Raw genomic sequence first — 26583 nt, forward strand, 5'->3', positions numbered from 1 at the left:
AGAGAATTAAAATGAAAGATTAAGACCAAAGACTAACTGTTTTGTCAATGGATAGTTCAAACCACCATTCATTTCCGGATCATAATCCTTCAACAAATGACTTTTTGCAATAACGAATGGATTAGTAATCGTTCCATACACACGGAGCTTGCCCAATCCCAATTTTTTAGCCAATTTATCAGGCATAGTATATCCCAATGTTATATTCTTTATTTTAAAGAATGATCCATCTACATACGACAACGCTGCAAAGCCTGGATAATAGCTCAACTTATCCTTGATAGAAGCATCCATGGCTGGAAAATCGTTCGAAGGATTTGTTTCAGACCATACATTGAAATAAGTAGGATAGTTGTTCAACCCTGTCGGGTCATAATCCGTCAATACAGAATATTTAATCATCTGTCCCCAACGCATATACATATAAATACTTAAATCAAAATCTTTATATGTCAAAGTATTCTGGAAACCCATTGTCCAATCCGGAGAGTTATGTCCCAATACTTGATAATCATCAGCAGACACAGAATATGTATTAGAAGCATCATAACGGATTTCCTGTCCGTCAGCATTCACCTTCGTATAGTAGACACTACCGTCCGTATCCGTATGCCGCACCATATCAGGCACATTAATCTTTATAGATCCCGGCTTCAGTCCAAACACAGCAGCATCAGCTTCTTCACCTTTCTGCCAGATACCATCCAATTTGTAGTGATAAAAAGAGTTGATTGCACTACCTACCGCATACGTATAATCGCCATTGATTACTTTATCATTAGCAGTTCCGGTCAGTTTCGTAATCTCTTCCTTATTATATGCAAAAGTCAGAGCCGATGTCCATTGAAAATTTTTAGTTTCAATGTTGCGGGTATTCAAAGCAAGCTCAAGACCTTTATTTTTAGTTTCACACAAGTTTATATTGGTCAGATATTGCTCTTTAGAACTATAGGAACCGTTCACTACAGGTAATGATTTTTTCCATATCACACCTTCCGTCTTAGTCTTATACATATCCAATGTTACATTGATACGATTATTCAGGAAAGAAGCATCAATACCGATATTGGTGTTCTTTGAACGTTCCCATGTCAGTTCCGGATTAGCTATTATTTTAGTGAGATTATAAATCTGCGTTTTTTCACCACCTAATGTCAACCATCCGGACTCCAGAGAAGAAGAGGAAGAATAAGGATCAATACTGGCCGTACCAGAAATACCGTAACCCACACGAATTTTTAAATTATCCAACCAGTTTCTTGTACTTTCCATAAACTTCTCGTCAGAAATACGCCATCCCAATGAAACAGCCGGGAAATTAGACCATTTATGATCTTTAGCCAAACGTGAAGAACCATCCCGACGAATAGAAGCAGAAAGCAAATACCTACCCAATAAAGAGTAGTTGATACGTCCTACTAATCCGACTCCTTTAGACATGGTATAACTGGATGAATTTTTCTGAACGGCAGCTTTTTCCAATCCTTCCCACAAATATTTATTGTTAGCAATACCTGTTCCTGTCATTTCCGTGTTATCCGTCTGGTTATGATTCCAGGTAGACACACCAGTAAGCGTAAATTCATGTATCTTAGCAATATTAAAGTTGTAAGTTACGATATTTTCCCACTTATAATTATATGATCTGTTTTGAGTAATCTTGGCATTTGTATCTGTCTCTACATTTCCTCCCGCTTTATAAAAGTTGTACGAGCCATCTCCCTGGAAACTATTCGAACGGGAATAAGTCAACGTCCCATTCACGCGTGACTCCCATGTCAATCCTTTAATCGGAGTTATTTTAATATAAGGATTCACATACAGTTTTGTATTCTGGGATTGGTTTCTCCAATTACTTTTATTATTCATCAAAAGATTCAAATAGCCGGCATCCCCTTCAATCGGATAAGGATTAACATTGCCATTCTCGTCATAGATTTCACCATAAGGAATAGCCGTCATACCATCTTGAATCTTTGCAAAAGGCTTATTCTGATGCACATAAGATGCCTGAATACTAATTCCTGTAGTAAACCATTTATTGATTGTGTGATCGATGCGAATATTTGTTGAATACAATTTATAATTATCATCGTTGTATTGTCCGTTTTCATCGGAGAAATTCATAGACATATAGGCCTTTGTATTTTTTGTACCTCCTGAAACCGACAAACTATAATTCTGAACAGTCCCCGTATGCAGCAATTCATCTACCCAGTCAATGTATTTCCCGTTTTGATAAGCTTCATAATAAGCAGGGTTAGTAAACATATTGGCATCATCCACATAAGTACCCGCATTTTTGTGAGCTGTACGCAAGCCCTCCATGTAGGTTTCTCCTTGGCGGACTTCCGGCATTGTAGACCAGCTGTTTATACCAAAAAAAGCATTAAAATTAGCAGTCAATTTTCCTTCTTTTCCGCCTTTGGTAGTAATGATTACAACACCATTGGCACCGGAAGAACCATAAACAGCCGTAGAAGAAGCATCTTTCAACACTTCAATAGATTCAATATCATTCGGATTCAGTGTCGCATAGTCACCCGGCATCCCGTCAATAATAAACATAGGATTACCACTTGCTGTCAATGAACGGTTACCGCGCAATTGCATTTTCACTCCTGAACCCGCTTGACCCGATTCTCTCGTAATATCCAATCCCGCTACTTTACCCTGCAACGCTTCCATCGGGTTTGTGCCCGGATTCATCGTAATGTCTTCCGATTTCACTGAAGCAACCGCCCCTGTTAAATCACGTTTCTTCACTGCACCGTAGCCAATGACCACCACTTCATCCAATGCCTGCGTATCCGAAATCATTTTCACATTGACCGGTCCGTTACCCGTCACAGTCACCGTTTGTTCTTTGTAACCGATATAAGAAATGACCAGTTCTTTTCTTCCCGCCGGAAGATTGATAGAGAAGTTACCGTTAAAATCGGTAATCGTACCTGTACTTGTTCCTTTCACAACGATAGAAACCCCAATCAACGGCTCCCCGCTTTCATCAATGATAGTTCCTTTCACAGTTTTCGTTTGTGTGACAACTTGCACCATAGTATTAGAAACTCCATCTTCTGCATACACAGAATATGACAGAGGGGCAGACAATAAAGACAGCCCTAAAATCATGGAAGCGCGTCTATGATGATTCTTCCATGCTTCAACAAATGCATTACATCTCATTCGTTCTAATTTAAAGTTAATATTAATTCTCGTTGTTTTGCAAAAACTATTCGATTATAATCTTAATTAAAGACGAATCTAATTTTAATACGTACTCACTTTTCATACCATATTTCTCCTATAAAATATATTTTCTCCATTAAATACGCAACTATATATTATACTTTACTTCAAGCAGCTCCAACAAATTCTTTATTTTGTTGTTGAATAAAGAATAAAAAGTGTAAATTTGTACCTAGATGCCACTGAAACTAACAACATATTATCATGGGAAGGATATTCCTGAATTGCCGGGAAAAAATACCTTCCATTCCAAAGAGTTATTTCTGATTTATGAAGCAACTCCTGGGTATACTCCTTTATTAATAGTGGCAACAGAAGACGGCAGACCGGTGGCACGCCTGCTTGCTGCCATCCGCAAAGCAAAGAAGTGGCTCCCTTCTTCTTTAGTGAGACATTGTGTAGTATATAGTGAAGGCGAATTTCTGGACGAGTCTCTTTCGACCAACAAAGAAAAGGCAGAAGAAGTCTTCGGCGATATGCTCGAACATCTCACACAAGAAGCATCGCGCAGCTGTGTCCTGATCGAATTCCGGAACCTGAACAATTCGATGTTCGGTTATCGGGTTTTCCGTACCAACGATTATTTCCCAGTCAACTGGTTGCGGGTACGCAATTCGCTGCACAGTATGGAAAAGACAGAAGACCGGTTCAGTCCGTCGCGTATGCGTCAGATAAAAAAAGGACTCAAGAATGGAGCCAGAGTAGAGGAAGCACATACCGTGGAAGAGATACACGATTTCTCACGGATGCTGCACAAGATTTATTCCTCCCGCATACGCAGATATTTCCCGGCCAACGATTTTTTCCGCCACATGAACAATATGTTAATCAAAGGACAACAGGCAAAAATATTCGTTGTGAAATACAAAGAGAAAATCATTGGCGGTTCTGTCTGTATCTATTCGGGAGACGACGCATACCTTTGGTTTTCGGGAGGAATGAGAAAGACATACGCACTTCAATATCCGGGTGTGCTAGCCGTTTGGAAAGCATTGGAAGACGCACACCAACGGGGATTCCGCCACATGGAATTTATGGATGTAGGACTTCCGTTCCGTAAACACGGTTATCGTGATTTCGTTCTTCGCTTCGGAGGAAAACAAAGCAGTACCCGCCGTTGGTTCCGCGTCAATTGGAGTTGGCTGAACAAACTCTTAGTCAAGTTTTATGTCTAAATGTAATCTCAAGATTACAAAACAATGTTTTATGCTCCTTTCCCACCATTTTTTCTGTTTAATAATCCAATAATTAAATGCAGAAATATTTCTTTATTAGATAAGAAATGTCTTTCTTTGTGCTGTTTTATGCCTTATAAGCACAGATTTAAAACCAAATAAAAAAAGTATAGTTATGAAGATTTCACACATTGAACATCTGGGCATTGCTGTAAAAAGCATCGAAGAAGCCCTTCCTTACTACGAAAATGTATTAGGTCTGAAGTGTTACAACATTGAAACAGTGGAAGATCAGAAAGTAAGAACTGCTTTTTTAAAAGTGGGCGAAACAAAAATTGAACTGTTGGAGCCTACTTGCCCGGAGAGTACTATTGCCAAATTCATTGAAAACAAAGGTGCAGGCGTTCACCACGTCGCATTTGCTGTAGAAGATGGCGTAGCCAATGCGCTGGCAGAGGCAGAAGGCAAAGAAATCCGCCTTATCGACAAAGCTCCCCGCAAAGGTGCTGAAGGTTTGAATATCGCTTTCCTTCACCCGAAATCAACTTTGGGTGTGTTAACAGAACTCTGCGAACATTAATCATAAACTCTAAAACCAACAAGAACTCATGAGTAATCAACTTGAAAAAATTAAAGAGCTTATTGAACGCCGTGCCGTAGCACGTATCGGAGGCGGTGAAAAAGCAATTGCGAAGCAACACGAAAAAGGGAAATACACAGCACGCGAGCGTCTGGCTATGCTGCTTGACGAGGGTAGCTTCGAAGAAATGGACATGTTCGTTGAGCACAGATGCACGAACTTCGGCATGGAGAAAAAACATTACCCGGGAGACGGTGTAGTAACCGGCTGCGGTACGATCGAAGGACGTCTGGTATATGTGTTCGCACAGGACTTCACTGTTTCTGCCGGTTCACTGTCAGAAACGATGTCATTGAAAATTTGTAAAATCATGGATCAAGCTATGAAGATGGGCGCTCCCTGTATCGGTATCAACGACTCGGGTGGTGCACGTATTCAGGAAGGTATCAACGCTTTGGCAGGTTATGCAGAAATCTTCCAACGCAATATCCTTGCTTCCGGTGTTATCCCACAGATTTCAGGTATCTTCGGTCCTTGTGCCGGCGGTGCTGTTTATTCTCCGGCTCTGACCGACTTCACGCTAATGATGGAAGGTACTTCTTATATGTTCCTTACCGGACCAAAAGTTGTGAAGACCGTAACAGGTGAAGACGTTAGCCAGGAAAACCTCGGTGGCGCAAGCGTTCACTCCACTAAATCAGGTGTGACTCATTTCACCGCTAAAACAGAAGAAGAAGGTTTCGAGCTGATTCGTAAACTGTTGAGTTATATTCCTCAAAACAACCTCGAAGAAGCTCCTTATGTAGATTGCACAGACCCAATCGACCGTCTGGAAGATTCTTTGAACGATATTATCCCCGACAGCCCTACTAAACCGTATGACATGTACGAAGTGATCGGCGCTATTGTGGACAACGGTGAATTCCTTGAAATCCAGAAAGATTATGCAAAGAATATCATCATCGGTTTCGCCCGTTTCAACGGACAATCGGTAGGTATCGTTGCTAATCAGCCTAAGTATCTGGCTGGTGTGCTCGACAGCAACGCATCTCGCAAGGGTGCACGTTTCGTGCGTTTCTGCGATGCATTCAATATTCCTATCGTATCGTTAGTAGACGTACCGGGATTCCTTCCGGGAACAGGTCAGGAATACAACGGCGTTATCCTTCATGGTGCTAAGCTATTGTATGCTTACGGTGAAGCTACTGTGCCTAAGGTTACTATCACATTGCGTAAATCTTACGGTGGTTCTCACATCGTAATGAGCTGTAAGCAACTTCGCGGTGACATGAACTACGCATGGCCGACTGCTGAAATCGCAGTAATGGGTGGAGCAGGAGCAGTAGAAGTATTGTACGCACGCGAAGCCAAAGATCAGGAAAATCCCGCTCAATTCCTTGCTGAAAAAGAAGCAGAATACACGAAACTGTTTGCCAATCCTTACAATGCAGCCAAATACGGCTACATCGACGATGTGATTGAACCACGCAACACACGTTTCCGCGTAATCCGTGCTTTGCAGCAGTTGCAGACTAAGAAATTGAGTAATCCGGCTAAGAAGCATGGTAATATTCCGTTGTAATCCTACTTTTCACATTAAAACAAGAACGATTATGAACAAAACCAAAATCGGAATATTCCTTTCTTTGCTGTTGCTGATTGGGCTGACTTCTTGTGGAGAGCAAAAGTCGAACAACAAGCTGGTACTGAACGAAATCCTGATAGACAATCAGAATAATTTTCAAGATGACTACGGATTGCACAGCGCATGGATTGAAATATTCAATAAATCATTCGGTAGCGCCGACCTGGCAGCTTGCTTGTTGAAAGTAAGCAGCCAACCGGGCGATACAGTTACTTACTTTATCCCGAAAGGTGATATACTTACATTAGTGAAGCCACGTCAACATGCACTATTCTGGGCAGATGGCGAACCTAACCGCGGTACTTTCCACACCAGCTTCAAGCTGAATCCGGAAACGGCCAACTGGATCGGTCTGTTTGACTCCGGTAGAAAGCTGCTCGACCAGATTGTAGTGCCCGCAGGTGTTCTTGGTCCCAACCAGTCATACGCTCGTGTCAGCGACGGAGCAGCGGAGTGGGAGGTAAAAGGTGGAAGTGGTGACAAATACGTGACCCCGAGTACGAACAACAAAACTCTTGACAGCAATGCCAAGATGGAAAAATTCGAAGAGCATGATGCTGACGGTGTCGGCATGTCTATCTCTGCCATGAGTGTAGTATTCTGCGGATTGATTCTTCTCTTTATTGCCTTCAAGATTGTAGGAAAAGTAGCTGTAAATTTGAGCAAGCGCAATGCTATGAAATCTAAAGGCATTGACAAGCATGAAGCTAAGGAACTGTCACAGGCTCCGGGCGAAGTTTACGCTGCGATTTCTATGGCATTGCACGAAATGCAGGATGAAGTGCACGACGTAGAAGAAACGGTACTGACCATCACTCGCGTAAAACGCAGTTACTCACCATGGAGTTCGAAGATTTACACTTTGCGTGAAACTCCTCCCAGAAAGTAAGTCACCTTTTAAAAAGTTAAAACGATGAAAGAATATAAATATAAAATCAACGGTAACTCATATAAAGTAACCATCGGAGATATTGAAGATAATATCGCTCATGTAGAAGTGAACGGTACACACTATAAAGTGGAAATGGAGAAACAGCCGAAGCCTGCTGCCAAACCTGTAACAGTACGTCCTATGCCTAATGCTCCTACTGCTCCTACTCAGGTAGTGAAACCGACTGCTCCGTCTACCGGAAAATCAGGAGTGAAATCTCCGCTGCCGGGTGTTATCCTCGACATCAAAGTGAATGTAGGCGATACTGTAAAGAAAGGACAGACCATTATCATATTGGAAGCCATGAAGATGGAAAACAATATCAATGCGGATAAGGACGGTAAGATTACTGCCATCAACGTCAACAAGGGAGACTCTGTTCTTGAAGGTAATGACCTCGTAATTATTGAATAATATGGGAGATTTTATAAACTTTTTAGGAAATAACCTCGCCGACTTCTGGACATACACGGGCTTTGCAAATGCTACTGTAGGGCATGTCGTTATGATTCTTGTGGGTTTGGGGTTCATCTATTTGGCGGTAGCCAAAGAGTTCGAACCGATGCTGCTGATTCCTATCGGCTTCGGTATGCTGATCGGTAATATACCTTTTAATATGGATGCCGGACTGAAAGTCGGTATTTATGAAGAAGGTTCCGTATTGAATATATTGTATCAGGGAGTAACTTCCGGCTGGTATCCGCCGCTCATCTTTTTGGGCATCGGCGCCATGACGGACTTCTCGGCACTTATCTCTAATCCGAAATTGATGTTGATCGGTGCTGCTGCACAATTCGGTATCTTCGGTGCTTACATGATCGCATTGGAAATGGGCTTCGACCCGATGCAAGCCGGCGCTATCGGTATCATTGGTGGAGCAGACGGCCCGACGGCCATCTTCCTTTCCTCCAAGCTAGCACCTAACCTGATGGGAGCCATTGCAGTGTCCGCCTACTCCTATATGGCGTTGGTTCCGGTGATACAGCCGCCTATCATGCGTCTGCTCACCACCAAGAACGAACGTGTCATCCGCATGAAACCGCCGCGTGCCGTTTCTCACACGGAGAAGGTTATTTTCCCGATTATCGGCTTGTTGCTGACCTGCTTCCTGGTTCCTTCCGGTCTACCTTTGTTGGGTATGCTGTTCTTCGGTAACCTGTTGAAAGAAAGTGGTGTAACCCGTCGTCTTGCCAATACAGCTAGCGGTCCGTTGATTGATACTATCACTATCCTGTTGGGTCTGACAGTAGGTGCTTCTACGCAAGCTTCCGAATTCCTGACGCTCGATTCTATCAAGATTTTCGCCCTCGGTGCATTGTCATTCATCATTGCAACTGCATCCGGTGTAATCTTCGTTAAGATATTCAATATCTTCTTGAAGAAGGGCAACAAGATCAATCCATTGATCGGTAATGCAGGGGTTTCTGCTGTCCCCGACTCTGCACGTATCTCACAAGTGATTGGTTTGGAATACGATTCGACCAACTATTTGTTGATGCACGCTATGGGTCCGAACGTTGCCGGAGTGATCGGTTCAGCTGTTGCTGCCGGTATCCTGCTCGGATTCTTGATGTAAGATATAAGGAGGCTGTTTGAACAGTTCTTAAAATAAAAAATAAGACTATCCTAAAAGCCTTGAATTTATAAAAATCACCTTTGCTACATTATAGTAGTAAAGGTGATTTTTCATTATAAGGACTTGCTGTAAAAAAGACTGTAGCTACCATGCCCCATGTATTGTATTGCGCACTGTTGTGTTACCTTCTCTTATCATTCCGTTAATCTATCCAAAATAATCTACGAATAATTCGTAAATATAATATTTTTAGTAACTTGCAGCAGATAAGTCAAACAACTAAAATAAAATATTATGAAACGGATTATCATTCTGTTCTTTCTTTGTTGTACCATTCCTCTAATAGCGCAACACACAGACCCTATTCAAGAAGCTATGGCAAACTACGATTATGAGACGGCTCTTTCTCTTATAGCTCAAAAAAAGACTACCTCTCCCCTGCTATTACAGAAAGGCAAAGCGTTGCGTGGACTAGGACTCACCACAGAGGCACTTGCTACCTATCAAGAAATTATCTGTAATGATACTACAAATACTCGTGCTTTCATTGAAGCGGCCGAATGTTGCCGAGCACTAGCTAAATACAATCAAGCACTAAAATATTATGAACATGCACTTGATCTGAATCCGGAAAACAAATATGTACGTATTCAATATATCAGCTTGCTTCTCTCCCAACAGAAGTTTAGCGAGGCGCTTGGTGAAAGTAGTCTGATGACAGAAAAAGACAGTTCCGCCATTGTCCTGCATCTACAAGCTCAAAGCTTTGAAGGAATGGGCGAACTTCTTCCCGCTGCAGGTTGCTATTACAATATCCAGGCTAAATATCCCGACGATTATCTGGCTGCCAGCAAACTAGGCGCTCTAAATATATCCGGTTCCTATTTCGACGAAGCCATCGAAGCTACAGAAAAATATCGGCAAATTGACAGTACCAACATTTCCGTCAACCGGCAGAACGCTTTAGCATACTGCTTGAAACAAGACTACCCCACTGCCATCCAACGTTATGAATATCTTGTCAGCCAAGGAGACAGTTCTTTTCATACTTGTTATTATTTAGGCATCAGTTACTATGCAGCAGAGAAGTACTACGAAGCTCATGATTTTTTGGAAGTCGCCCGTAAATATGATCCCAACAATATCAATCTCCTTTATTACCTCGGTCGCGCCTGTTCCAAAACTTCCTGGAAAAAAGAGGGCGTAGACTATCTGGAAAAAGCCATTGATCTATCCATTCCCAAAGATAGCAGTATGACTCGACTTTACATCGGGATGACCGACTGTTACAAGATGGCACAAATGTACAAAGAACAGATTGCATCCATCAAAGAACGCTACCAGCGGTATGACAAACAAAACCACAAACTATTGTATGACATGGCCTATATATACTTCTATGACTTGAAAGATAAGAAAAATGCGGAACGCTATTTGGAAGCATTCCTAAAAACACGTCCTAAAGACACTAAAGAAGAAGCGGAGATGAACGAGAGAGGCGAACTTGTTTTAGGAAAATCCAATTATTACAATGCCGCCGCCAAGTGGCTGAAAGATATTCAAAGTAAACAAAAGATAGAAGACTTCTTTCAAAATTCCTCTCCACAACTTCCTCTCCCAAAGAAAGATAAATAGATAAGAACTATAAAGCAACTAAAAGGCTGCTACCGGTTTATCGGTAGCAGCCTTTCTTTTATTTATGGAATAATCCGGAGATTATTACTGTGCCAATTTGTTGTCAGAACCGAGCACATTCAGAATTTTGTGCTTGTACAGTTTTTCCATATTGTCACGAGCCGGGCCAAGATACTTACGTGGGTCGAATTCAGCCGGTTTTTCAGCGAATACCTTACGTATAGCAGCAGTCATAGCCAGACGTGAGTCAGAGTCGATGTTGATTTTGCAAACAGCAGACTTAGCAGCTTTACGCAATTCTTCTTCCGGAATGCCGATAGCAGCTTTCAGTGCACCACCATATTTGTTGATAGTTTCCACTTCTTCTTCCGGAACTGAAGATGATCCGTGAAGAACGATAGGGAATCCCGGAAGTTTTTCCATTACAGCGTCCAATACTTCGAAAGCCAATGGAGGAGGAACCATACGGCCAGTCTTCGGGTCGATGTGGCATTGTTCCGGAGTAAACTTGTAAGCACCGTGAGAAGTACCGATTGAGATAGCCAAAGAGTCGCAACCAGTGCGAGTAGCGAAGTCGATTACTTCTTCAGGGTCAGTATATGTGTGGTGGTCAGCAGAAACTTCATCTTCTACACCAGCCAATACGCCAAGTTCACCTTCTACAGTTACGTCGAACTGGTGAGCGTATTCAACAACTTTCTTAGTCAATGCTACGTTTTCTTCGTAAGGAAGATGAGAACCGTCAATCATCACTGAAGAGAAACCTGAATCGATACAAGATTTGCAAGTTTCGAATGTATCTCCGTGGTCAAGATGAAGAACGATTTCCGGATGTGCGCAGCCTAATTCTTTAGCATATTCTACAGCACCCTGTGCCATGTAACGCAACAAAGTAGCGTTAGCATACTGACGAGCACCTTTAGAAACCTGAAGAATCACAGGAGATTTAGTTTCAACAGCAGCCTTGATGATAGCCTGCATTTGTTCCATATTGTTGAAGTTGAATGCTGGGATAGCATATCCACCTTTGATAGCCTTAGCAAACATTTCTCTTGTGTTTACCAATCCTAAATCTTTGTAATTTACCATTTTGTTTAAAGTTTATTGTTAGTGAATAAAAATTCTACGCAAAAGTAAGCATTATCCATCGAATAACGAACATCGGAAAGAAAAATATAGTAGAAAAAGGTTTAAATCAGACACCATTTTTCTGCAGGAATATGAGTGTGACATTAGATTGTAATGTCTACCTTGCAAATAAACGGATAAAAGACAGTAACGCGTATTGCTTGTATCCACGCAGTCATTTATATATGAATTAAGAGAAAAATCCTGTTATATGCAGGATATATAGGTAGTCTGTGCCTTATATAGTTGTATAAACCAATGATGATGACATACTTATTTTATAAAACAGATTACCTTTATCGAAGTTTTTTCCATAAAACCTTTTTCTATTTCACAGAAAAGCATTATCTTTGCGCTCTGAAAATGACCATTACACTATTTCTTACCAAAATAGTAACAGAATATAAATTAAAAAAACAGATACTGAAATGAAAAAAGGCCTTCATCCAGAATCATACCGTCCGGTAGTATTTAAAGATATGTCAAATGGTGACATGTTTTTGTCTAGATCAACTGTAGCAACTAAAGAAACCATCGAATTCGAAGGTGAAACTTATCCGTTGCTGAAGATTGAAATCTCAAACACTTCTCACCCGTTCTATACAGGTAAATCTACATTGGTAGATACTGCAGGTCGTGTTGATAAGTTCATGAGCCGTTACGGTGACCGTAAGAAGAAATAATTCGATCTTTCGTGAAAGATGAAAAAAGAGGAGATTCTCGCAGAGAATTTCCTCTTTTTCGTTTTCTATATTCCTTAACATCAAGCATCATCCAACAAGAAATCGGCTATATGACGATGCCTGACACCCTCCACATTATCCTGCCACAAGCTGTCCATGCTAACTACATATTTAGGATAATGGTCGTTAATGGCGAGCAAAGGAGCAAACTCCCTCTCAACAGTGGCCTGTGAAGCTAACTGATATGTTACTTGCACATAAATCTTTTCTTCCCGACGGATGGCTACAAAATCCACTTCTTTATCATCCTGTTTGCCTACATACACTTCATAACCCCTTCTTTTCAACTCCAGACAGACCAGATTCTCCAACATACCTGCAATCAACCGGTCACGATAGCCCATCACGGAATAAATCAAAGAAAGGTCACTTACAAAATACTTCTCATTCGTCTGCAGAATTTCCTTTCCTTTAATATCATATCGGGGAATACGTTGAATGATAAAAGCACTTTCCAATGCATTCAGATAATTATAGATGGTATTCATATCCACCCTCCGTTGCTGACTTTTGAAGTAATCAGCTATATTTTTAGCATTCAGCTTATTGCCTATATTATCGAAAACAAACTTCACTACCCGTTCGAGCAGTTCCACATTCCGGATATTGTGACGCTGCACCGTGTCACGAAGAATGACAGAAGAATAGATGTCGTAGACAATTTTATAGATAGCCTCATATCCATAATCGGCAGTATGTATGGCCGGAAATCCTCCCATACGGAGATATTTCTGAAATTCCTCCTTCCGGTTGAGTGTCGGATCATTGGCCTGCAAGTCATGGAAAGTCAGATATTCTCTAAAAGACAAGGTCATGACATGGAAAGCGACATACCGTCCCGTTAAATAAGTTGCCAGTTCGGACGATAACATACGTGAGTTGGAGCCGGTCACATAAATATCCGTATCCAAATCTACCAGAAGTGAGTTGACCACTTTTTCCCAACCGTCCACTTCCTGAATTTCATCCAAGAGAATATAATATTTACCCGCATCTCCTGCCTGCCCCCGAATATAAGCATACAAAGCCTTCGCCTCTTTCAGATCTATCCACTGAAAACTTTCAAAATTCAGATAGATGATACGTTCTTCACGAACTCCCCTCCTCAACAGTTCGTCACGAATCAGACGCAGCACTACCGACTTTCCACTGCGACGAATACCCGTTATCACTTTTACAAACGGCTTATCTATAAAAGGAACAATTTGTTCCATATACTGTTCACGATTAATCATATTCAAAAGTTTTTAGGGTTATAAGCACAAAGATATACTATTTTCGGAAAGTTTTTAGGGTTATAACCCTAAATAAATCCATAAATTCAGATTCTTTTAGGGTTATAAGCCGAAAAATAAATAAAAGAAATATGACTAAATCCGATTTATTACCAAATAAAGAAAGTACCTTTACCCGACTAATTAATAAAAAATGGAAATAACCGATTTAAAACAAATGACAAAGGAAGAAGTTTTTAATTTCATCAGACAACGCCTTTCTTTCAGTAAAGAACTGCAAGAACAATTCAGGCATGTGAATAAAGACGATCTCGCAAAAGAACATCGCAGATTCGAAATGTCCGGAAATGAATCAAAGACAGGCCAATGCACGATTTTCAACACAGCGATTCTGAACGAGTTTGCCGATCTTGGCATCTATGATTATACTTCTTATCTTTTTCTCGACTTCCACAATGGCACTCCAACCGTTTATCTCAAATACTTCTCCGAAAATGAAAATTTAGAATATTCATTTACCGGATATACCACAACGGAAATCATCTTTGCAATTCTTGAACTGACTATCTTCTCCGGAAAGCCCAAAAGAAATCGCAGCTAAAAAAAGAATTGCACGGAAAGACAATACGAGGTCAAAAGACTTTTATGGCTTTCATTTAGGCAGGGATTACACGGGTTTCACGGTTCCATTAGACTAAAACCGCGAAATCCGTGTAATCCGTACCTAAATAATATCAATCTAATAGATGGTTTTACTTTTGGCTCCCTCCTTTTTATCATCACATTATATTTGCCACCCGTATAGCATATTTACCATCTTTATACCATACTCTCTATTCTCATACCATATTTCCTGCATTTATTTCCTCTTTTCCATCCTATTCCGAAAAAAACATATATCTTTGTCACACGCTTTCTGCCCATCAGCGTGATGAAACAGGCAAAAGCGTTTTTTTATTCCTTAATGGAGTAAATAACGTATTGTCTCTCAAACTTAAAAATTAGCAGTTTTTTCACACCGAGAGATGATACAACAGATACTCCACGTAGATAGTCGTATATCAACATATCGATTAGAGATTTGTTATATATAAACGTTTGGCGTGGGTGTCTGTTGTTTATCATTATCTGGTGAAGGGTGTTGCTAAGCCTTAAGTTTAGATAATGGTACAACAGCACTCACGCTTTTATTGTATCCGGTCGGTTTCAACAATCCTTATACCCCAACCAATTCCCCAGCCGACCGAAATCATAAAAATCGTGGGTGTTCGTTGCACCTCTCCGGACAATACGTTATTTACTCTTTTTTTTATAACACATTAAAACAAAAGCAATATGCCAAAATGGATTAGTGTAGAAAAAGCAGTGATTAAGTATCACATCGAAAAAGAAGCAATCCTGCTTTGGGTGGAAATGGGACAATTCCCTATGTTATACATAGACAATGTTCCGAACGTTGACGAAGAATGTATTCTGGAACTCTTTCGCCGAAGTAAAGCCGGCATTACAGCAGAATATATTGATACGCTGGAACAACTGTGCATAGACAAAACAATGGTCTGCGAGAAATACGCCCACATTATTCAATTGAAAGAAAAGGAAATTCAGCTGCAGAAGGAAATAAAGACGTTGATAAACGAAATACAGGCAGCAATGAAGAGACAAAATGAACGGATCCGGGATTTGAAAAAAGCGATTGGAGAGAATAACAACGTTATACGTAGTGACAGTTGGATAAAAAGGCTGCGCAAAAGGTTTCAATGGTGAAAGAGGGCCGTCCTTTGCCCTTTGCAGCCTATTCCCATTCCCTCCACAGCTTTCTTTAAACTCCTCCATAAGCTCTTTAAAGCCTATATTCAAACAATGAAAAATACAAAATATTTTATTCCATTTATTTAACTAATCATCCATTATATAAGTAATTTTATCCTTTGTAAAGTCAAGTAAATTCACTACATTTATACCACTAACAAGAACTGAAATGTGAGCATTTCAGCACAAAGAAATCTGTATGAAAAAAACGATGAAGAATGACAGTTGCCTGACGGTTTCCCGTCGGGCAGCTATTATCCGCCAAGATGCGGAAGAGAATTACGGCACACTGTTGACACTGGGAGAATCTATGCGCCGTGCATACCAAGTAGAAGAACTGATAGACCGGATGAGATGGGACAACGCCGATTTCTGCCTGCAACGAACAGACGGAACCTGCCTTTCCATTACAGGGACACTGACAGAATATGAACACTATTTCGGCCGCCCCTACTACGAAAACCCCTCCAACAGGTTTCTCCCATACTATGACGTGCATTGTAGAAAATGGCTTACGTGTCGAGTGGCAGGGATTGTATTCGGCTCTTCTGTGAAAAAAAATTAATTTCATGGATTAAATAAGGAAAGTTGTAGGACATATACGAAATAAAGTAGTTACTTTGCAACCGCAAGTAAGAGAAAAAATCATGTCAATGCTGCTTCCTTGTTTTTTGACAGAGGCAGTTATCTGTTTTTCCAGCATTGCTTTTTCAGAACTTCGGAATTAAATCTCCCCTGCTCCGAAAATTCCCTATATTACAGATTACATACACGAAGAGAATACTCCGATTCCATCATGAAGAATGAGTACGATATTTGCTACTTTCCAAAGAAGTGGCCGGATTCTTCGTATCTGTATTTTCAGAAAAATAGAATTTAAAACAGAAACTAATATATTTTATTATGACAACATCTAATTCAGCAAATACCAAACAATCGAACAACGCATCACAAAAGAGAAAACCGATTCATAACGGTTACTTCAATCATCCCACTTCTTCTTCCAGCAATATACCCATGAGTATTTTGATACGGGAACAAGGACTGGAAATATACGGACTATACTGGGTGATGCTCGAAGAAGCTCATGCACAGCTTAAATGCTGCGTCAATATCCAGACAATGGAAATCATCGCCAATATATTCCATGCCCAACCCGAACATCTTGAGCTCCTCTACCACCATTATTTCCGGCGTCCCGGCAAAGGATACAACTCGCATATACTCTATGCCGACTTTTGCGAAGAATCTGCCATCAGAAGTTATTTCCCGCACCCCCTACTGGCATACACCGACAACGAACTGCTGCGGATGATTATGCAAGACGGACTAAAAGCCTACGGACTATATTGGCTTGTGATGGAAAAGCTCTATCAACAGCCACAACATTTTCTGGCACCGCAAACTGCTTCCTTCATCCAGAACCTTTATGATGTGAGCGACGAACTGATGGAAAGTGTATTATACAATTACGGACTCTTTTATCTGGATGAGAAAATGAACCTCCATTCTAAAGCAATAGACGATTATAGGGAAGCACTTGACAACATGGAAGATGAAAAAAAGCGCAACACGAAACCGCACGTCAATAACTCTCTGAAAGCCAACGGAAATGCAGAGGATTTTAACACTCGGGAAATGAAAAAAACGTCAAATATACAGAAAAATCCATCCCCCATTATAAATAAAGAAATAAACAAAAAAAATTCTTCTTCTGAAGAAAACGGAAAAGAAAAAGAAGAAGAAAATGGTTTGAAGGTGACGGACTTGAACGCTGTGACACCCGATATGCGCCCCAACGCATGGGAAGAAAATCTACAGGAGGCAATGAACGACACATCCTGGTATGAAGTCGTAGCCATTCAGTCGGGCATCCCCCGGCTGATGATGGAAGAAAAAGAATGGTTCTTCAACTATTTACGGGAGCAAATCATCTTACGGGGGAATGAAAGCTCGATGAACAGCCTGCACGAAATAAAAAACTATTTCGCCAATCTCACCCGGCAGGGAAGCCATGTGTCATCCACAACGCAGGTGGCACTGAAGAGGTTTCTCAAAAACCGGCAAGAGCAACAGCAATGTTCGCCCTACGAAACCATCACCAACGGAATACGTACCTACGACGGGCATCCCATCCCCGCTTATGCCAAGCCGCGACCTTCGGCGGCACATATCTGGAATCCGGTGACGAACGAATGGACACGATAGCATATTATCTCTCAATCATTTACTAAATATGGATAGATTCAAAGAACTGGGTATTGATACCCACGGTCGCACAAGCGGCAAAATGAAAACAAAATGTCCCTGGTGTCATGCCCAACGGACGGATAAGCGTGATAAATCACTAAGTGTCAACCTCGATACCAAACTGTATTTGTGCCACTACTGCGGCGCACACGGTTCGGCAGCCATATATGCCGGAAAAGGCAGAAAGCTGGGTGATCCGTTGGTCAAATTTCCAACGGCAACAGGTAGCAACTCCAGTTGTCCGCCCACTGAAAAGCCGCACGGCGACCCAGAGCAAGGGGCACTCACACAGAAGCAAATTGAATGGTGTCGTGACGTCCGCCACATTCCGCCGGAAGTATTGGTGGAAGCTGGCGTGGCTTTCGCCTCCATCTCGATGCCTATATCCGGAAAGGAGAAAGGCTGGGAAAAGAGGGACTGTCTCTGCTTCAACTTTTTCGAAAACGGGGAATTGGTGAACACGAAGTTCCGCGACTCACAAAAGCATTTCAAATTACTGCAAGGAGCGCGCACCATCCCTTACAACATCGACGCCATCCGCGACACGCCGGAGTGCATCCTCGTGGAAGGGGAATTTGATGCCCTCTCCTACATGGCTGTCGGCCGGACGGATGTCATTTCCGTGCCGAACGGTGCCAACAGTCAACTGGACTGGCTGGACGAATTGTCGGAATCTCATTTCGAGCAGAAACAAGTGATTTATCTGTCGGTGGACACCGACCGCAAGGGACGGGAACTGTGCCGGGAACTCTCCCGACGGCTGGGGGTAGACCGCTGCCGTATCGTCACCTACGGCGAAGCATACAAGGACGCCAACGAACTGCTCGTGGCGGAAGGCCCGGACGCACTACTGAAGGCACTGGAGGACGCGCCCATCCCCCGCCTGGAAGGTACGTTTACGGCAGAAGACTTACGGGAGGGGTTGCACCAACTGTTTGAAGAGGGGTATACTTCGGGCGTGGAATTGGGAATACCGAATCTGGACGAAATCATGAGGCTGGAAACGGGGCGGGTGCTCACCGTCACCGGTATTCCCGGACATGGCAAATCGGACTTTGTGGATGAGATAGTGCTCCGGCTCTGCACCCGCCAAGATTGGCGAGCGGGATATTTCAGTCCGGAGAACACGCCAATCGAGTATCATCATGCCAAACTGGCGGAGAAACTGCTGGGACACCGTTTCCGCAAAGATTTCTCTACGGAGGAGGAATTCGCCCGCGTAGTGGATTATCTTTCGCAACGCGTCTGGCACATTCTCCCGGACGGGGATTTCACACTGGGCAACGTCTTGTCGAAGGCACGCGAACTGGTACACCGTCACGGCATCCGTGTGTTTGTCATCGACCCGTACAATTACATCAACCATCAGATCCCGGCAGGCATGACGGAGACAGGGTATATCGGTTCATTCATGAATAGTCTGGCACGTTTTGCCCGGCTCAACTCCTGCCTCGTCATTCTGGTGGCGCATCCGAGAAAGATGAACAAGCAATACGGCACGCAGAAAACGGAAGTTCCCACCATGTATGACATCAACGGCTCGGCCAACTTTTTCAACATGACGGACTACGGAATAGTGGTAGACCGTCAGGATGAAATGGGGATCGTGTATATACATGTCGAGAAAACCCGTTTCCGTAATTTCGGAACAAAGGGAAACGCAGCGTTCTGCTACGATGTGACCAACGGAAGATATTCCCCTTGTACGCCGCCACCCGAACCGGGCATGCAGGTGCAACCGTGGAAGGGAGCCAAAGACTTATTCTCGTCAGAGGGATGGATTTAGGGATTAAGGCTCTCCCAAATACTTCTCAATCAGCTCTACCTGCAACGGTGTGAGCCAATGTATCCAAAACGCCCAGCCGGTAGCTTCGAGAGCCTCCAGCAGCTCCCGGTTTCGGCGGATGCATTTATTTAAATGTCTTCTTGCCACATCGGCACTTGCATACGGCATATAGAGTAATGCCAATTCCGTTTTCTTCATAGATTTTCTTCTTTTAATTTATTATTTACGTCATGTAAAGATACTGTTTTTTGCGTAGAAATGCAAGCAAATACACAGATATTCAAGCGTTTGCCTTCACTTACCGGCAGATACCGTTTCATGTTTCCTCCCCTGCCGGTTGGGGTATCTTTGCTACTGTAAAAGAGACAGAAAACGTTCGTTTACTGACTCAATAAAATCTTATTTATTCACTTAAAAAGGAGGAAATCAGTATGTTGATTTACAAAGCGGTTCAGTCCAATATCGCATCGAAGGACAAAAAGAAGAAATGGCATCCCTGCCTGATTAAAATGGGAAACGTAGTGGATACGCAAATGATTGGCGAAACGATTGCCGAACGGTCATCACTGACGGCCGGTGACGTGCACAACGTGATCCGAAACCTGATGGCAGTGATGCGCGAGCAGTTGCTCAACAGCAGGACAGTGAAACTCGAAGGATTGGGAACATTTACCATGGTGTGCCAGTCACGCTGCAAGGGGGTAGATGCGGAAGCCGATGTTAGTCCGGCACAAATCACGGGATTGCGTTGCCAGTTTACCCCGGAATATACGCGGGATGCCGGTGGAAATATCACCCGTGCGCTGATTCAGGGAGCGTCATATATCCACGTCAACCAGTTGACGAAAGCACTGGGAGCGGGAGGCGGTGGCAACACCGGAGGTTCGGGTGATGACAAACCGGGTGGCGGTGGTCAGGAAGCGCCCGATCCGGCAGCGTGATAGAATAGGTGATAGAGGATAGTGTGGTATGGAAAGGAGGTGTTGAATTATGAAGAAATCCATTTGGAATACGATTTTAAAAGTCGTCATTGCGGTTGCTACTGCTATTGCAGGCGTCATTGGAGGTCAGAACCTGATGATGTAAAATGAAACAAAAGAGTTGGACGGGAATTTTACCTTAGAAACGGTAAAGTTCCCGTTTTTTTTGTGTTCCATATAAAGGTTAAGAGGCAGGATATGAAAAGACAGGAATATTGAACATAAATAAACAGGAGTTGTTTTAGTATATTATTCGCTATTTATCAACGCAAAACCTCTAAACATCAACGTGGTATATGAAAAAGGAATTTGGATTCGTCCTGGCGGCTGCAATCTTGCTGGCTGGCTGCGGACAGAAAAAAGAAACGACAACGACAACTGCACGTCCCGTAAAGACTACGATTGTCGAGTCAAGATCGATTATCAGAAAAGATTTCTCGGGAATCGTGGAAGCGGTGGAATATGTGAAGCTGGCTTTCCGGGTCAACGGACAAATCATCCAGCTTCCTGTCATCGAAGGACAGAAAGTGAAAAAAGGACAACTCATCGCAGCTATCGACCCCAGAGACATTGCGTTGCAATATGCCGCTACGAAATCGGCATACGAAACGGCTTCGGCACAAGTGGAACGTAACAAACGGCTCCTCTCCCGGCAAGCGATCTCCGTACAGGAATATGAAATCAGCCTCGCCAACTTCCAGAAGGCGAAGTCTGAATACGAACTGTCTGCCAACAATATGCGCGACACCAAGCTGACAGCTCCTTTCGACGGTTCTATCGAAAAACGACTGGTGGAAAACTATCAGCGTGTCAACTCCGGTGAGGGTATCGTGCAGCTTGTCAATACACACAATCTGCGTATCAAATTCACCATTCCGGATGCGTATCTTTATTTGTTACGCGCCAAAGACCCGCGTTTCCTCGTAGAGTTCGACACATTTAAAGGACACGTGTTTCAAGCGAAACTGGAAGAATATCTTGATATTTCTACGGATGGCACAGGAATTCCGGTCAGCATCACGATTGACGATCCGTCATTCGACCGCGATCTGTATGCTGTGAAACCCGGTTTCACGTGCAGCATCCGTTTCACGGCAGATGTAGGTCCGTTGGTGCAGGATAGCTGGACGATCGTACCGCTTAGTGCCGTATTCGGCGAAAGCGAAGGGAATAAAATGTATGTCTGGGTGGTAGAAGACAACAAAGTCCACAAACGGGAAGTGACCGTCAACGCCCCGACCGGAGAAGCACAGGCGCTCATCTCGGAAGGTTTGAAACCCGGTGAAAAAATCGTCATAGCAGGCGTATACCAACTAGTAGAAGGAGAATCTATCACAACTGTTGACAGGTGATAGTTGGTAAATGATTATGTAATCATTTATCCGCTGTCATTCATCAATTATCAACGATCATTTATTATGAGTTTAGCCAAATATTCATTAGATAATACGAAAATCATCTATTTCTTTCTTGCTGTATTGCTGATTGGGGGAATCACTTCCTTCGGCAAGCTGGGTAAGAAAGAGGATGCTCCTTTCGTCATAAAGTCGGCGGTTATTATGACCCGCTATCCGGGTGCCGAACCGGCAGAAGTGGAGCGGTTGATTACCGAGCCTATCTCTCGTGAAATTCAAAGTATGAGCGGTGTGTACAAGATAAAATCAGAATCGATGTACGGGCTCTCAAAAATCACATTCGAGTTGCAACCTTCCTTGTCGGCAAGCTCCATTCCGCAGAAGTGGGATGAGTTGCGACGGAAGGTGCTTAATATACAGCCACAGTTGCCGAGCGGTGCTTCCGCACCGACGGTTTCCGATGATTTCGGCGACGTGTTCGGTATCTATTACGGTCTGACGGCGGACGACGGTTACACATACGAAGAGATGCGCAACTGGGCGGAACGGATCAAGACGCAGGTAGTGACGGCGGACGGGGTGATGAAAGTCGCCCTGTTCGGGACGCAGACGGAGGTGGTCAATATTTTTATTTCCACCAATAAGCTCGTAGGTATGGGCATCGACCCGAAACAGCTTGCCAGTCTGTTGCAATCGCAGAACCAGATTATCAATACCGGAGAAATCCGTGCCGGCGAGCAACAGCTCCGGGTGACTGCCAACGGTATGTATACCACCGTAGACGATATCCGCAACCAGGTGATTACCACCAAAGCCGGACAAGTGAAACTGGGCGATATCGCCGTCATCGAAAAAGGGTACATGAACCCTCCATCCAACATCATGCACGTGAACGGCAAACGTGCCATCGGCATCGGCGTCTCCACCGACCCGCAACGGGACGTGGTGCAGACGGGCAAGAACGTGAAAGCCAAACTGGACGAATTGTTGCCACTGATGCCTGTGGGACTGGAACTGCAAAGCCTGTATCTGGAGAACGAAATTGCCAACGAAGCCAACAACGGATTTATCATCAATCTGATCGAATCGATTCTGATTGTAATTGTGATTATCATGTTGGTGATGGGTTTGCGCGCAGGTGTGCTGATCGGCTCGTCACTGATTTTCTCTATTGGCGGCACATTACTTATCATGTCTTTCTTCGGTGTCGGACTGAACCGTACATCATTGGCGGGATTTATCATCGCCATGGGGATGCTGGTGGATAACGCCATCGTGGTAACGGACAACGCACAGATTGCCATCGCCCGCGGAGTAGACCGGCGGAAAGCGCTGATAGACGGCGCAACCGGTCCGCAATGGGGATTGCTTGGGGCTACGTTCATCGCTATCTGTTCGTTCCTCCCACTCTACCTTGCTCCTTCTGCCGTGGCGGAAATCGTGAAACCGCTTTTTGTGGTGCTTGCCATCTCGCTGGGATTGAGCTGGGTGCTCGCGCTGACGCAGACCACTGTTTTCGGTAATTTCATCCTGAAAGCGAAAGCAAAGGACGGCACGAAAGACCCGTATGACAAACCGTTCTATCACAAATTCGCCTCCATCCTCCGCACGCTGATTCGCAGGAAAACATTGACACTGGGTTCGATGGTAGTGCTCTTTGTTGCTTCGCTGGTTATCATGGGAATGATGCCGCAAAACTTCTTCCCTTCTCTCGATAAGCCTTATTTCCGGGCGGACGTGTTTTATCCCGACGGGTATAGCATCAATGACGTAGTGAAAGAGATGAAATCCGTGGAAGAGCATCTGGCAAAGCAGCCGGAAGTGAAGAAAGTGTCGATCACCTTCGGTAGCACGCCGTTAAGGTATTACCTGGCTTCTACTTCGGTGGGGCCGAAACCGAATTTTGCCAATGTATTAGTTGAATTGACGGACAGTAAATATACGAAAGAGTATGAAGAAGATTTCGACGCGTACATGAAGGCGAATTATCCGAATGCGATTACCCGTACCAGTCTGTTCAAACTGTCGCCTGCGGTGGATGCCGCTATCGAAATCGGATTTATCGGTCCGAATGTGGACACGCTTGTGGCGCTCACCAACCAGGCTTTGGAGATTATGCACCGGAATCCGGATTTAATCAATGTGCGCAATTCGTGGGGAAATAAAGTTCCTGTATGGAAGCCTGTATATAGTCCCGAACGGGCGCAACCGTTAGGGGTATCGCGTCAGGGAATGGCACAAAGTATCCAGATCGGAACCACAGGTATGACGCTTGGAGAGTACCGGCAGGGCGATCAGGTGCTTCCTATCTTATTGAAGGATAACACGGTGGATTCGTTCCGCATCAACGACCTGCGCACGTTGCCCGTGTTCGGCACGGGGAATGAAACGACCAGTCTGGAACAGGTGGTATCGGAATTTGATTTCCAATATCGTTTCTCGAATGTGAAGGATTACAACCGGCAAATGGTGATGATGGCGCAATGCGATCCGCGTCGCGGAGTGAATGCGATTGCTGCTTTCAATGAGGTTTGGCCGCTGGTGCAGAAAGAGATTAAAGTGCCGGAGGGGTATACGATGAAGTATTTCGGGGAACAGGAAAGTCAGGTGGAGTCTAACGAGGCGTTGGCCAAGAATTTACCGTTGACGTTCTTCCTGATGTTCGTCACGCTGTTGTTCCTGTTCAGGACGTATCGTAAGCCGACAGTGATCTTGTTAATGTTACCGCTTATTTTTATCGGTATCGTTTTGGGATTGGTGTTGCTAGGCAAGTCGTTCGACTTCTTCTCCATCCTTGGTTTGCTCGGACTGATTGGGATGAATATCAAAAATGCGATTGTACTGGTGGAACAGATTGATCTGGAGGCTAAAACGGGCAAAAAGCCGTTGGATGCTGTTGTCAGTGCTACAACGAGTCGTATTGTCCCCGTAGCAATGGCGTCCGGCACTACCATTCTGGGTATGTTGCCATTGTTGTTCGACGCGATGTTCGGCGGCATGGCGGCTACGATTATGGGAGGTTTGTTAGTGGCTTCGGCACTGACATTGTTTGTTCTTCCGGTAGCTTATTGCGCCATTCAGAGAATCAAAGGCTAATTGCCTTCTCTTATATGAAACTTGAATTTATTGTTTAGATTGAATAAAATGAAAACTCAACTTATAACTCTGTCTCTGCTGCTCCTCGGCCTCACAGCCGGGGCACAGCAGCCTTATCTTAGCCGGGAAGCTTACCGGGATAAAGTGGAAGCTTACAGTCAAATTCTGAAGCAACAGAAACTAAAGACGATGGCAAGTACGGAAGCACGGAAGATTGCTCACACGGGATTCTTGCCAAAAATTGATGTCAATGCGGACGGGACTCTCAACATGAGCGACCTTAATGCCTGGAACGAACCGGTAGGCGAATACCGCAACCACACCTATCAAGGTGTATTTATCGTCTCGCAACCGTTGTACACGGGCGGGGCACTCAACGCCCAGCACAAGATTGCCAAAGCGGACGAAAAGCTGAATCAACTAAATGAGGAGCTCACCATCGACCAGATTCATTATCAGAGCGATGCAGTTTATTGGAATGCTTCTGCTTCACAGGCTATGTTGCAGGCGGCGGACAAGTATCAAAGTATTGTGAAGCAACAGTATGACATCATTCAGGATCGTTTTAACGACGGGATGATTAGTCGCACGGACTTATTAATGATTTCCACCCGGTTGAAAGAAGCGGAATTGCAATATATCAAGGCGCGTCAGAATTATACCCTGGCGCTGCAAAAGCTGAATATCCTGATGGGAGAAGAGCCGAACAATCCCGTAGACAGTCTGTACACGATTGACACGGTTTCCGCTCCGGTGCAGATCCTTTCTCTGGAGAATGTACTGCAACGTCGCGCGGATTACGAAAGTACGGAGGTGAATATCATGAAAAGTCAGGCGCAACGCAAAGCGGCTCTTAGCCAGTTCAACCCGCAATTGAATATGTATTTCAGCGGTGGATGGGCTACAGCTACACCTAACCTCGGTTATGATGTTTCTTTCAATCCCATCGTCGGCATTAACCTGAATATACCGATCTTCCGTTGGGGAGCCCGGTTTAAAACAAACCGTCAGCAGAAAGCGTATATCGGCATACAAAAACTGCAACAAAGTTATGTGACGGATAATATCAACGAGGAACTTTCTGCCGCCCTAACCAAACTGACGGAAACGGAATATCAAGTGAAAACCGCCAAAGAGACTATGAGTCTGGCTAATGAAAATCTTGATTTGGTTTCTTTCTCGTATAATGAGGGAAAGGCAAATATGGTGGATGTACTCTCCGCACAATTGTCATGGACGCAGGCGCACACCAATCTGATTAATGCATATCTGTCGGAAAAGATGGCGGTAGCGGAATACAGAAAGGTTATCAGTGAATAAATTTAGAAACAAAAGAAACTTGTTCACAAAGTCTTAGTCTTATAAAAGAAATCGTCCTGTTATCACGTAACCGTGAAACAGGACGAT

The 26583-nt window shown here is 43.6% G+C and carries 23 protein-coding genes; 19 read left to right on the forward strand and 4 right to left on the reverse strand.

From position 1 onward, the window contains the following. Nucleotides 1–6: 6 nt before the first annotated feature. Nucleotides 7–3186: a SusC/RagA family TonB-linked outer membrane protein gene (locus tag KSX81_RS04625; protein WP_004321519.1), complete on the reverse strand. Its 3180-nt coding sequence runs from the start codon at nt 3184–3186 to the stop codon at nt 7–9. 239 nt (nt 3187–3425) lie between these two features. Here KSX81_RS04625 and KSX81_RS04630 point away from each other — a divergent pair, with 239 nt between their 5' ends. The 7 genes from KSX81_RS04630 (at nt 3426) to KSX81_RS04660 (ending at nt 10791) form a co-directional block, all read left to right on the forward strand. Next, a complete protein-coding gene (locus KSX81_RS04630) occupies nt 3426–4424 on the forward strand; it encodes a GNAT family N-acetyltransferase (RefSeq protein WP_217725497.1) in 999 nt (332 codons plus the stop codon). A 175-nt stretch (nt 4425–4599) separates the two neighbouring features. Beyond that, nucleotides 4600–5004, forward strand: a complete 405-nt coding sequence (gene mce, locus KSX81_RS04635) for a methylmalonyl-CoA epimerase (protein ID WP_004311398.1) — start codon at nt 4600–4602, stop codon at nt 5002–5004. Nucleotides 5005–5032: 28 nt separating this feature from the next. After that, the gene (locus KSX81_RS04640) at nt 5033–6586 is read left to right on the forward strand and encodes an acyl-CoA carboxylase subunit beta (RefSeq protein WP_004327014.1); all 1554 of its coding nucleotides are present in this window, start codon (nt 5033–5035) and stop codon (nt 6584–6586) included. A gap of 31 nt (nt 6587–6617) precedes the next feature. Further along, nucleotides 6618–7538 (forward strand): OadG family transporter subunit, encoded by a 921-nt coding sequence (locus tag KSX81_RS04645; RefSeq protein ID WP_004304405.1) that lies wholly within the window; start codon nt 6618–6620, stop codon nt 7536–7538. A gap of 24 nt (nt 7539–7562) precedes the next feature. Then, nucleotides 7563–7994 carry an acetyl-CoA carboxylase biotin carboxyl carrier protein gene (locus KSX81_RS04650; RefSeq protein ID WP_004304406.1) on the forward strand — a complete coding sequence of 144 codons (432 nt, stop codon included), beginning with the start codon at nt 7563–7565 and terminating at the stop codon, nt 7992–7994. Nucleotide 7995: 1 nt separating this feature from the next. After that, nucleotides 7996–9156: a sodium ion-translocating decarboxylase subunit beta gene (locus KSX81_RS04655; protein WP_004304407.1), complete on the forward strand. Its 1161-nt coding sequence runs from the start codon at nt 7996–7998 to the stop codon at nt 9154–9156. A gap of 294 nt (nt 9157–9450) precedes the next feature. Next, on the forward strand, nt 9451–10791 hold the full coding sequence (locus tag KSX81_RS04660) for a tetratricopeptide repeat protein (RefSeq protein ID WP_217725496.1): 1341 nt from the start codon (nt 9451–9453) through the stop codon (nt 10789–10791). 84 nt (nt 10792–10875) lie between these two features. Here KSX81_RS04660 and KSX81_RS04665 read toward each other — a convergent pair whose 3' ends face one another. Then, complete coding sequence (locus tag KSX81_RS04665; protein ID WP_128857856.1) at nt 10876–11880, reverse strand: class II fructose-bisphosphate aldolase; 1005 nt, start codon at nt 11878–11880, stop codon at nt 10876–10878. 467 nt (nt 11881–12347) lie between these two features. On the opposite strand from KSX81_RS04665, the gene KSX81_RS04670 reads away from it, so the two are divergent. Next, nucleotides 12348–12602 carry a type B 50S ribosomal protein L31 gene (locus KSX81_RS04670; protein ID WP_004300906.1) on the forward strand — a complete coding sequence of 85 codons (255 nt, stop codon included), beginning with the start codon at nt 12348–12350 and terminating at the stop codon, nt 12600–12602. A gap of 80 nt (nt 12603–12682) precedes the next feature. Here the strand turns inward: KSX81_RS04670 and KSX81_RS04675 are convergent, their stop codons facing one another. Continuing rightward, entirely contained in the window at nt 12683–13897 is a 1215-nt protein-coding gene (locus KSX81_RS04675) for an ATP-binding protein (protein ID WP_004321523.1), read from the reverse strand. Between the two features lie 193 nt (nt 13898–14090). Between KSX81_RS04675 and KSX81_RS04680 the strand changes: the two genes are divergently transcribed. The 5 genes from KSX81_RS04680 (at nt 14091) to KSX81_RS04700 (ending at nt 19745) form a co-directional block, all read left to right on the forward strand. Beyond that, on the forward strand, nt 14091–14498 hold the full coding sequence (locus KSX81_RS04680; protein ID WP_004300910.1) for a hypothetical protein: 408 nt from the start codon (nt 14091–14093) through the stop codon (nt 14496–14498). Between the two features lie 734 nt (nt 14499–15232). Further along, nucleotides 15233–15664: a hypothetical protein gene (locus tag KSX81_RS04685; RefSeq protein WP_004311393.1), complete on the forward strand. Its 432-nt coding sequence runs from the start codon at nt 15233–15235 to the stop codon at nt 15662–15664. Between the two features lie 244 nt (nt 15665–15908). Continuing rightward, nucleotides 15909–16274, forward strand: coding sequence for an SH3 beta-barrel fold-containing protein (locus KSX81_RS04690; protein ID WP_004311392.1), 366 nt, complete (start codon nt 15909–15911; stop codon nt 16272–16274). A gap of 338 nt (nt 16275–16612) precedes the next feature. Further along, nucleotides 16613–17917 (forward strand): Lin1244/Lin1753 domain-containing protein, encoded by a 1305-nt coding sequence (locus KSX81_RS04695; RefSeq protein ID WP_008644867.1) that lies wholly within the window; start codon nt 16613–16615, stop codon nt 17915–17917. 28 nt (nt 17918–17945) lie between these two features. Continuing rightward, nucleotides 17946–19745, forward strand: coding sequence for a toprim domain-containing protein (locus KSX81_RS04700; protein WP_004314206.1), 1800 nt, complete (start codon nt 17946–17948; stop codon nt 19743–19745). A 3-nt stretch (nt 19746–19748) separates the two neighbouring features. Here the strand turns inward: KSX81_RS04700 and KSX81_RS04705 are convergent, their stop codons facing one another. Next, the gene (locus KSX81_RS04705) at nt 19749–19943 is read right to left on the reverse strand and encodes a DUF4248 domain-containing protein (protein ID WP_004304415.1); all 195 of its coding nucleotides are present in this window, start codon (nt 19941–19943) and stop codon (nt 19749–19751) included. Nucleotides 19944–19993: 50 nt separating this feature from the next. Between KSX81_RS04705 and KSX81_RS04710 the strand changes: the two genes are divergently transcribed. The 6 genes from KSX81_RS04710 to KSX81_RS04735 all read left to right on the forward strand — a co-directional run bounded on the left by KSX81_RS04710 (nt 19994) and on the right by KSX81_RS04735 (nt 26496). Next, a complete protein-coding gene (locus tag KSX81_RS04710) occupies nt 19994–20140 on the forward strand; it encodes a hypothetical protein (RefSeq protein ID WP_008771318.1) in 147 nt (48 codons plus the stop codon). Nucleotides 20141–20176: 36 nt separating this feature from the next. After that, on the forward strand, nt 20177–20686 hold the full coding sequence (locus KSX81_RS04715) for an HU family DNA-binding protein (protein ID WP_004327018.1): 510 nt from the start codon (nt 20177–20179) through the stop codon (nt 20684–20686). A 49-nt stretch (nt 20687–20735) separates the two neighbouring features. After that, nucleotides 20736–20831, forward strand: coding sequence for a smalltalk protein (locus KSX81_RS04720; protein ID WP_149939068.1), 96 nt, complete (start codon nt 20736–20738; stop codon nt 20829–20831). A gap of 190 nt (nt 20832–21021) precedes the next feature. After that, nucleotides 21022–22077, forward strand: coding sequence for an efflux RND transporter periplasmic adaptor subunit (locus tag KSX81_RS04725; RefSeq protein ID WP_004300926.1), 1056 nt, complete (start codon nt 21022–21024; stop codon nt 22075–22077). A 66-nt stretch (nt 22078–22143) separates the two neighbouring features. Continuing rightward, a complete protein-coding gene (locus KSX81_RS04730) occupies nt 22144–25176 on the forward strand; it encodes an efflux RND transporter permease subunit (protein ID WP_055235609.1) in 3033 nt (1010 codons plus the stop codon). A 48-nt stretch (nt 25177–25224) separates the two neighbouring features. Continuing rightward, nucleotides 25225–26496, forward strand: coding sequence for a TolC family protein (locus KSX81_RS04735; RefSeq protein WP_195442855.1), 1272 nt, complete (start codon nt 25225–25227; stop codon nt 26494–26496). Nucleotides 26497–26583 lie beyond the last annotated feature (87 nt).

It is taken from the genome of Bacteroides sp. MSK.18.37 (genome assembly GCF_019129155.2).
Lineage (GTDB): Bacteria > Bacteroidota > Bacteroidia > Bacteroidales > Bacteroidaceae > Bacteroides > Bacteroides ovatus.

Bases quoted from the DNA above. Each gene is read 5' to 3' on its own strand.
- KSX81_RS04625 (WP_004321519.1), bottom strand. From the start codon at position 3,186: ATGAGATGTAATGCATTTGTTGAAGCATGGAAGAATCATCATAGACGC.
- KSX81_RS04630 (WP_217725497.1), top strand. From the start codon at position 3,426: ATGCCACTGAAACTAACAACATATTATCATGGGAAGGATATTCCTGAA.
- mce (WP_004311398.1), top strand. From the start codon at position 4,600: ATGAAGATTTCACACATTGAACATCTGGGCATTGCTGTAAAAAGCATC.
- KSX81_RS04640 (WP_004327014.1), top strand. From the start codon at position 5,033: ATGAGTAATCAACTTGAAAAAATTAAAGAGCTTATTGAACGCCGTGCC.
- KSX81_RS04645 (WP_004304405.1), top strand. From the start codon at position 6,618: ATGAACAAAACCAAAATCGGAATATTCCTTTCTTTGCTGTTGCTGATT.
- KSX81_RS04650 (WP_004304406.1), top strand. From the start codon at position 7,563: ATGAAAGAATATAAATATAAAATCAACGGTAACTCATATAAAGTAACC.
- KSX81_RS04655 (WP_004304407.1), top strand. From the start codon at position 7,996: ATGGGAGATTTTATAAACTTTTTAGGAAATAACCTCGCCGACTTCTGG.
- KSX81_RS04660 (WP_217725496.1), top strand. From the start codon at position 9,451: ATGAAACGGATTATCATTCTGTTCTTTCTTTGTTGTACCATTCCTCTA.
- KSX81_RS04665 (WP_128857856.1), bottom strand. From the start codon at position 11,880: ATGGTAAATTACAAAGATTTAGGATTGGTAAACACAAGAGAAATGTTT.
- KSX81_RS04670 (WP_004300906.1), top strand. From the start codon at position 12,348: ATGAAAAAAGGCCTTCATCCAGAATCATACCGTCCGGTAGTATTTAAA.
- KSX81_RS04675 (WP_004321523.1), bottom strand. From the start codon at position 13,897: ATGATTAATCGTGAACAGTATATGGAACAAATTGTTCCTTTTATAGAT.
- KSX81_RS04680 (WP_004300910.1), top strand. From the start codon at position 14,091: ATGGAAATAACCGATTTAAAACAAATGACAAAGGAAGAAGTTTTTAAT.
- KSX81_RS04685 (WP_004311393.1), top strand. From the start codon at position 15,233: ATGCCAAAATGGATTAGTGTAGAAAAAGCAGTGATTAAGTATCACATC.
- KSX81_RS04690 (WP_004311392.1), top strand. From the start codon at position 15,909: ATGAAAAAAACGATGAAGAATGACAGTTGCCTGACGGTTTCCCGTCGG.
- KSX81_RS04695 (WP_008644867.1), top strand. From the start codon at position 16,613: ATGACAACATCTAATTCAGCAAATACCAAACAATCGAACAACGCATCA.
- KSX81_RS04700 (WP_004314206.1), top strand. From the start codon at position 17,946: ATGGATAGATTCAAAGAACTGGGTATTGATACCCACGGTCGCACAAGC.
- KSX81_RS04705 (WP_004304415.1), bottom strand. From the start codon at position 19,943: ATGAAGAAAACGGAATTGGCATTACTCTATATGCCGTATGCAAGTGCC.
- KSX81_RS04715 (WP_004327018.1), top strand. From the start codon at position 20,177: ATGTTGATTTACAAAGCGGTTCAGTCCAATATCGCATCGAAGGACAAA.
- KSX81_RS04720 (WP_149939068.1), top strand. From the start codon at position 20,736: ATGAAGAAATCCATTTGGAATACGATTTTAAAAGTCGTCATTGCGGTT.
- KSX81_RS04725 (WP_004300926.1), top strand. From the start codon at position 21,022: ATGAAAAAGGAATTTGGATTCGTCCTGGCGGCTGCAATCTTGCTGGCT.
- KSX81_RS04730 (WP_055235609.1), top strand. From the start codon at position 22,144: ATGAGTTTAGCCAAATATTCATTAGATAATACGAAAATCATCTATTTC.
- KSX81_RS04735 (WP_195442855.1), top strand. From the start codon at position 25,225: ATGAAAACTCAACTTATAACTCTGTCTCTGCTGCTCCTCGGCCTCACA.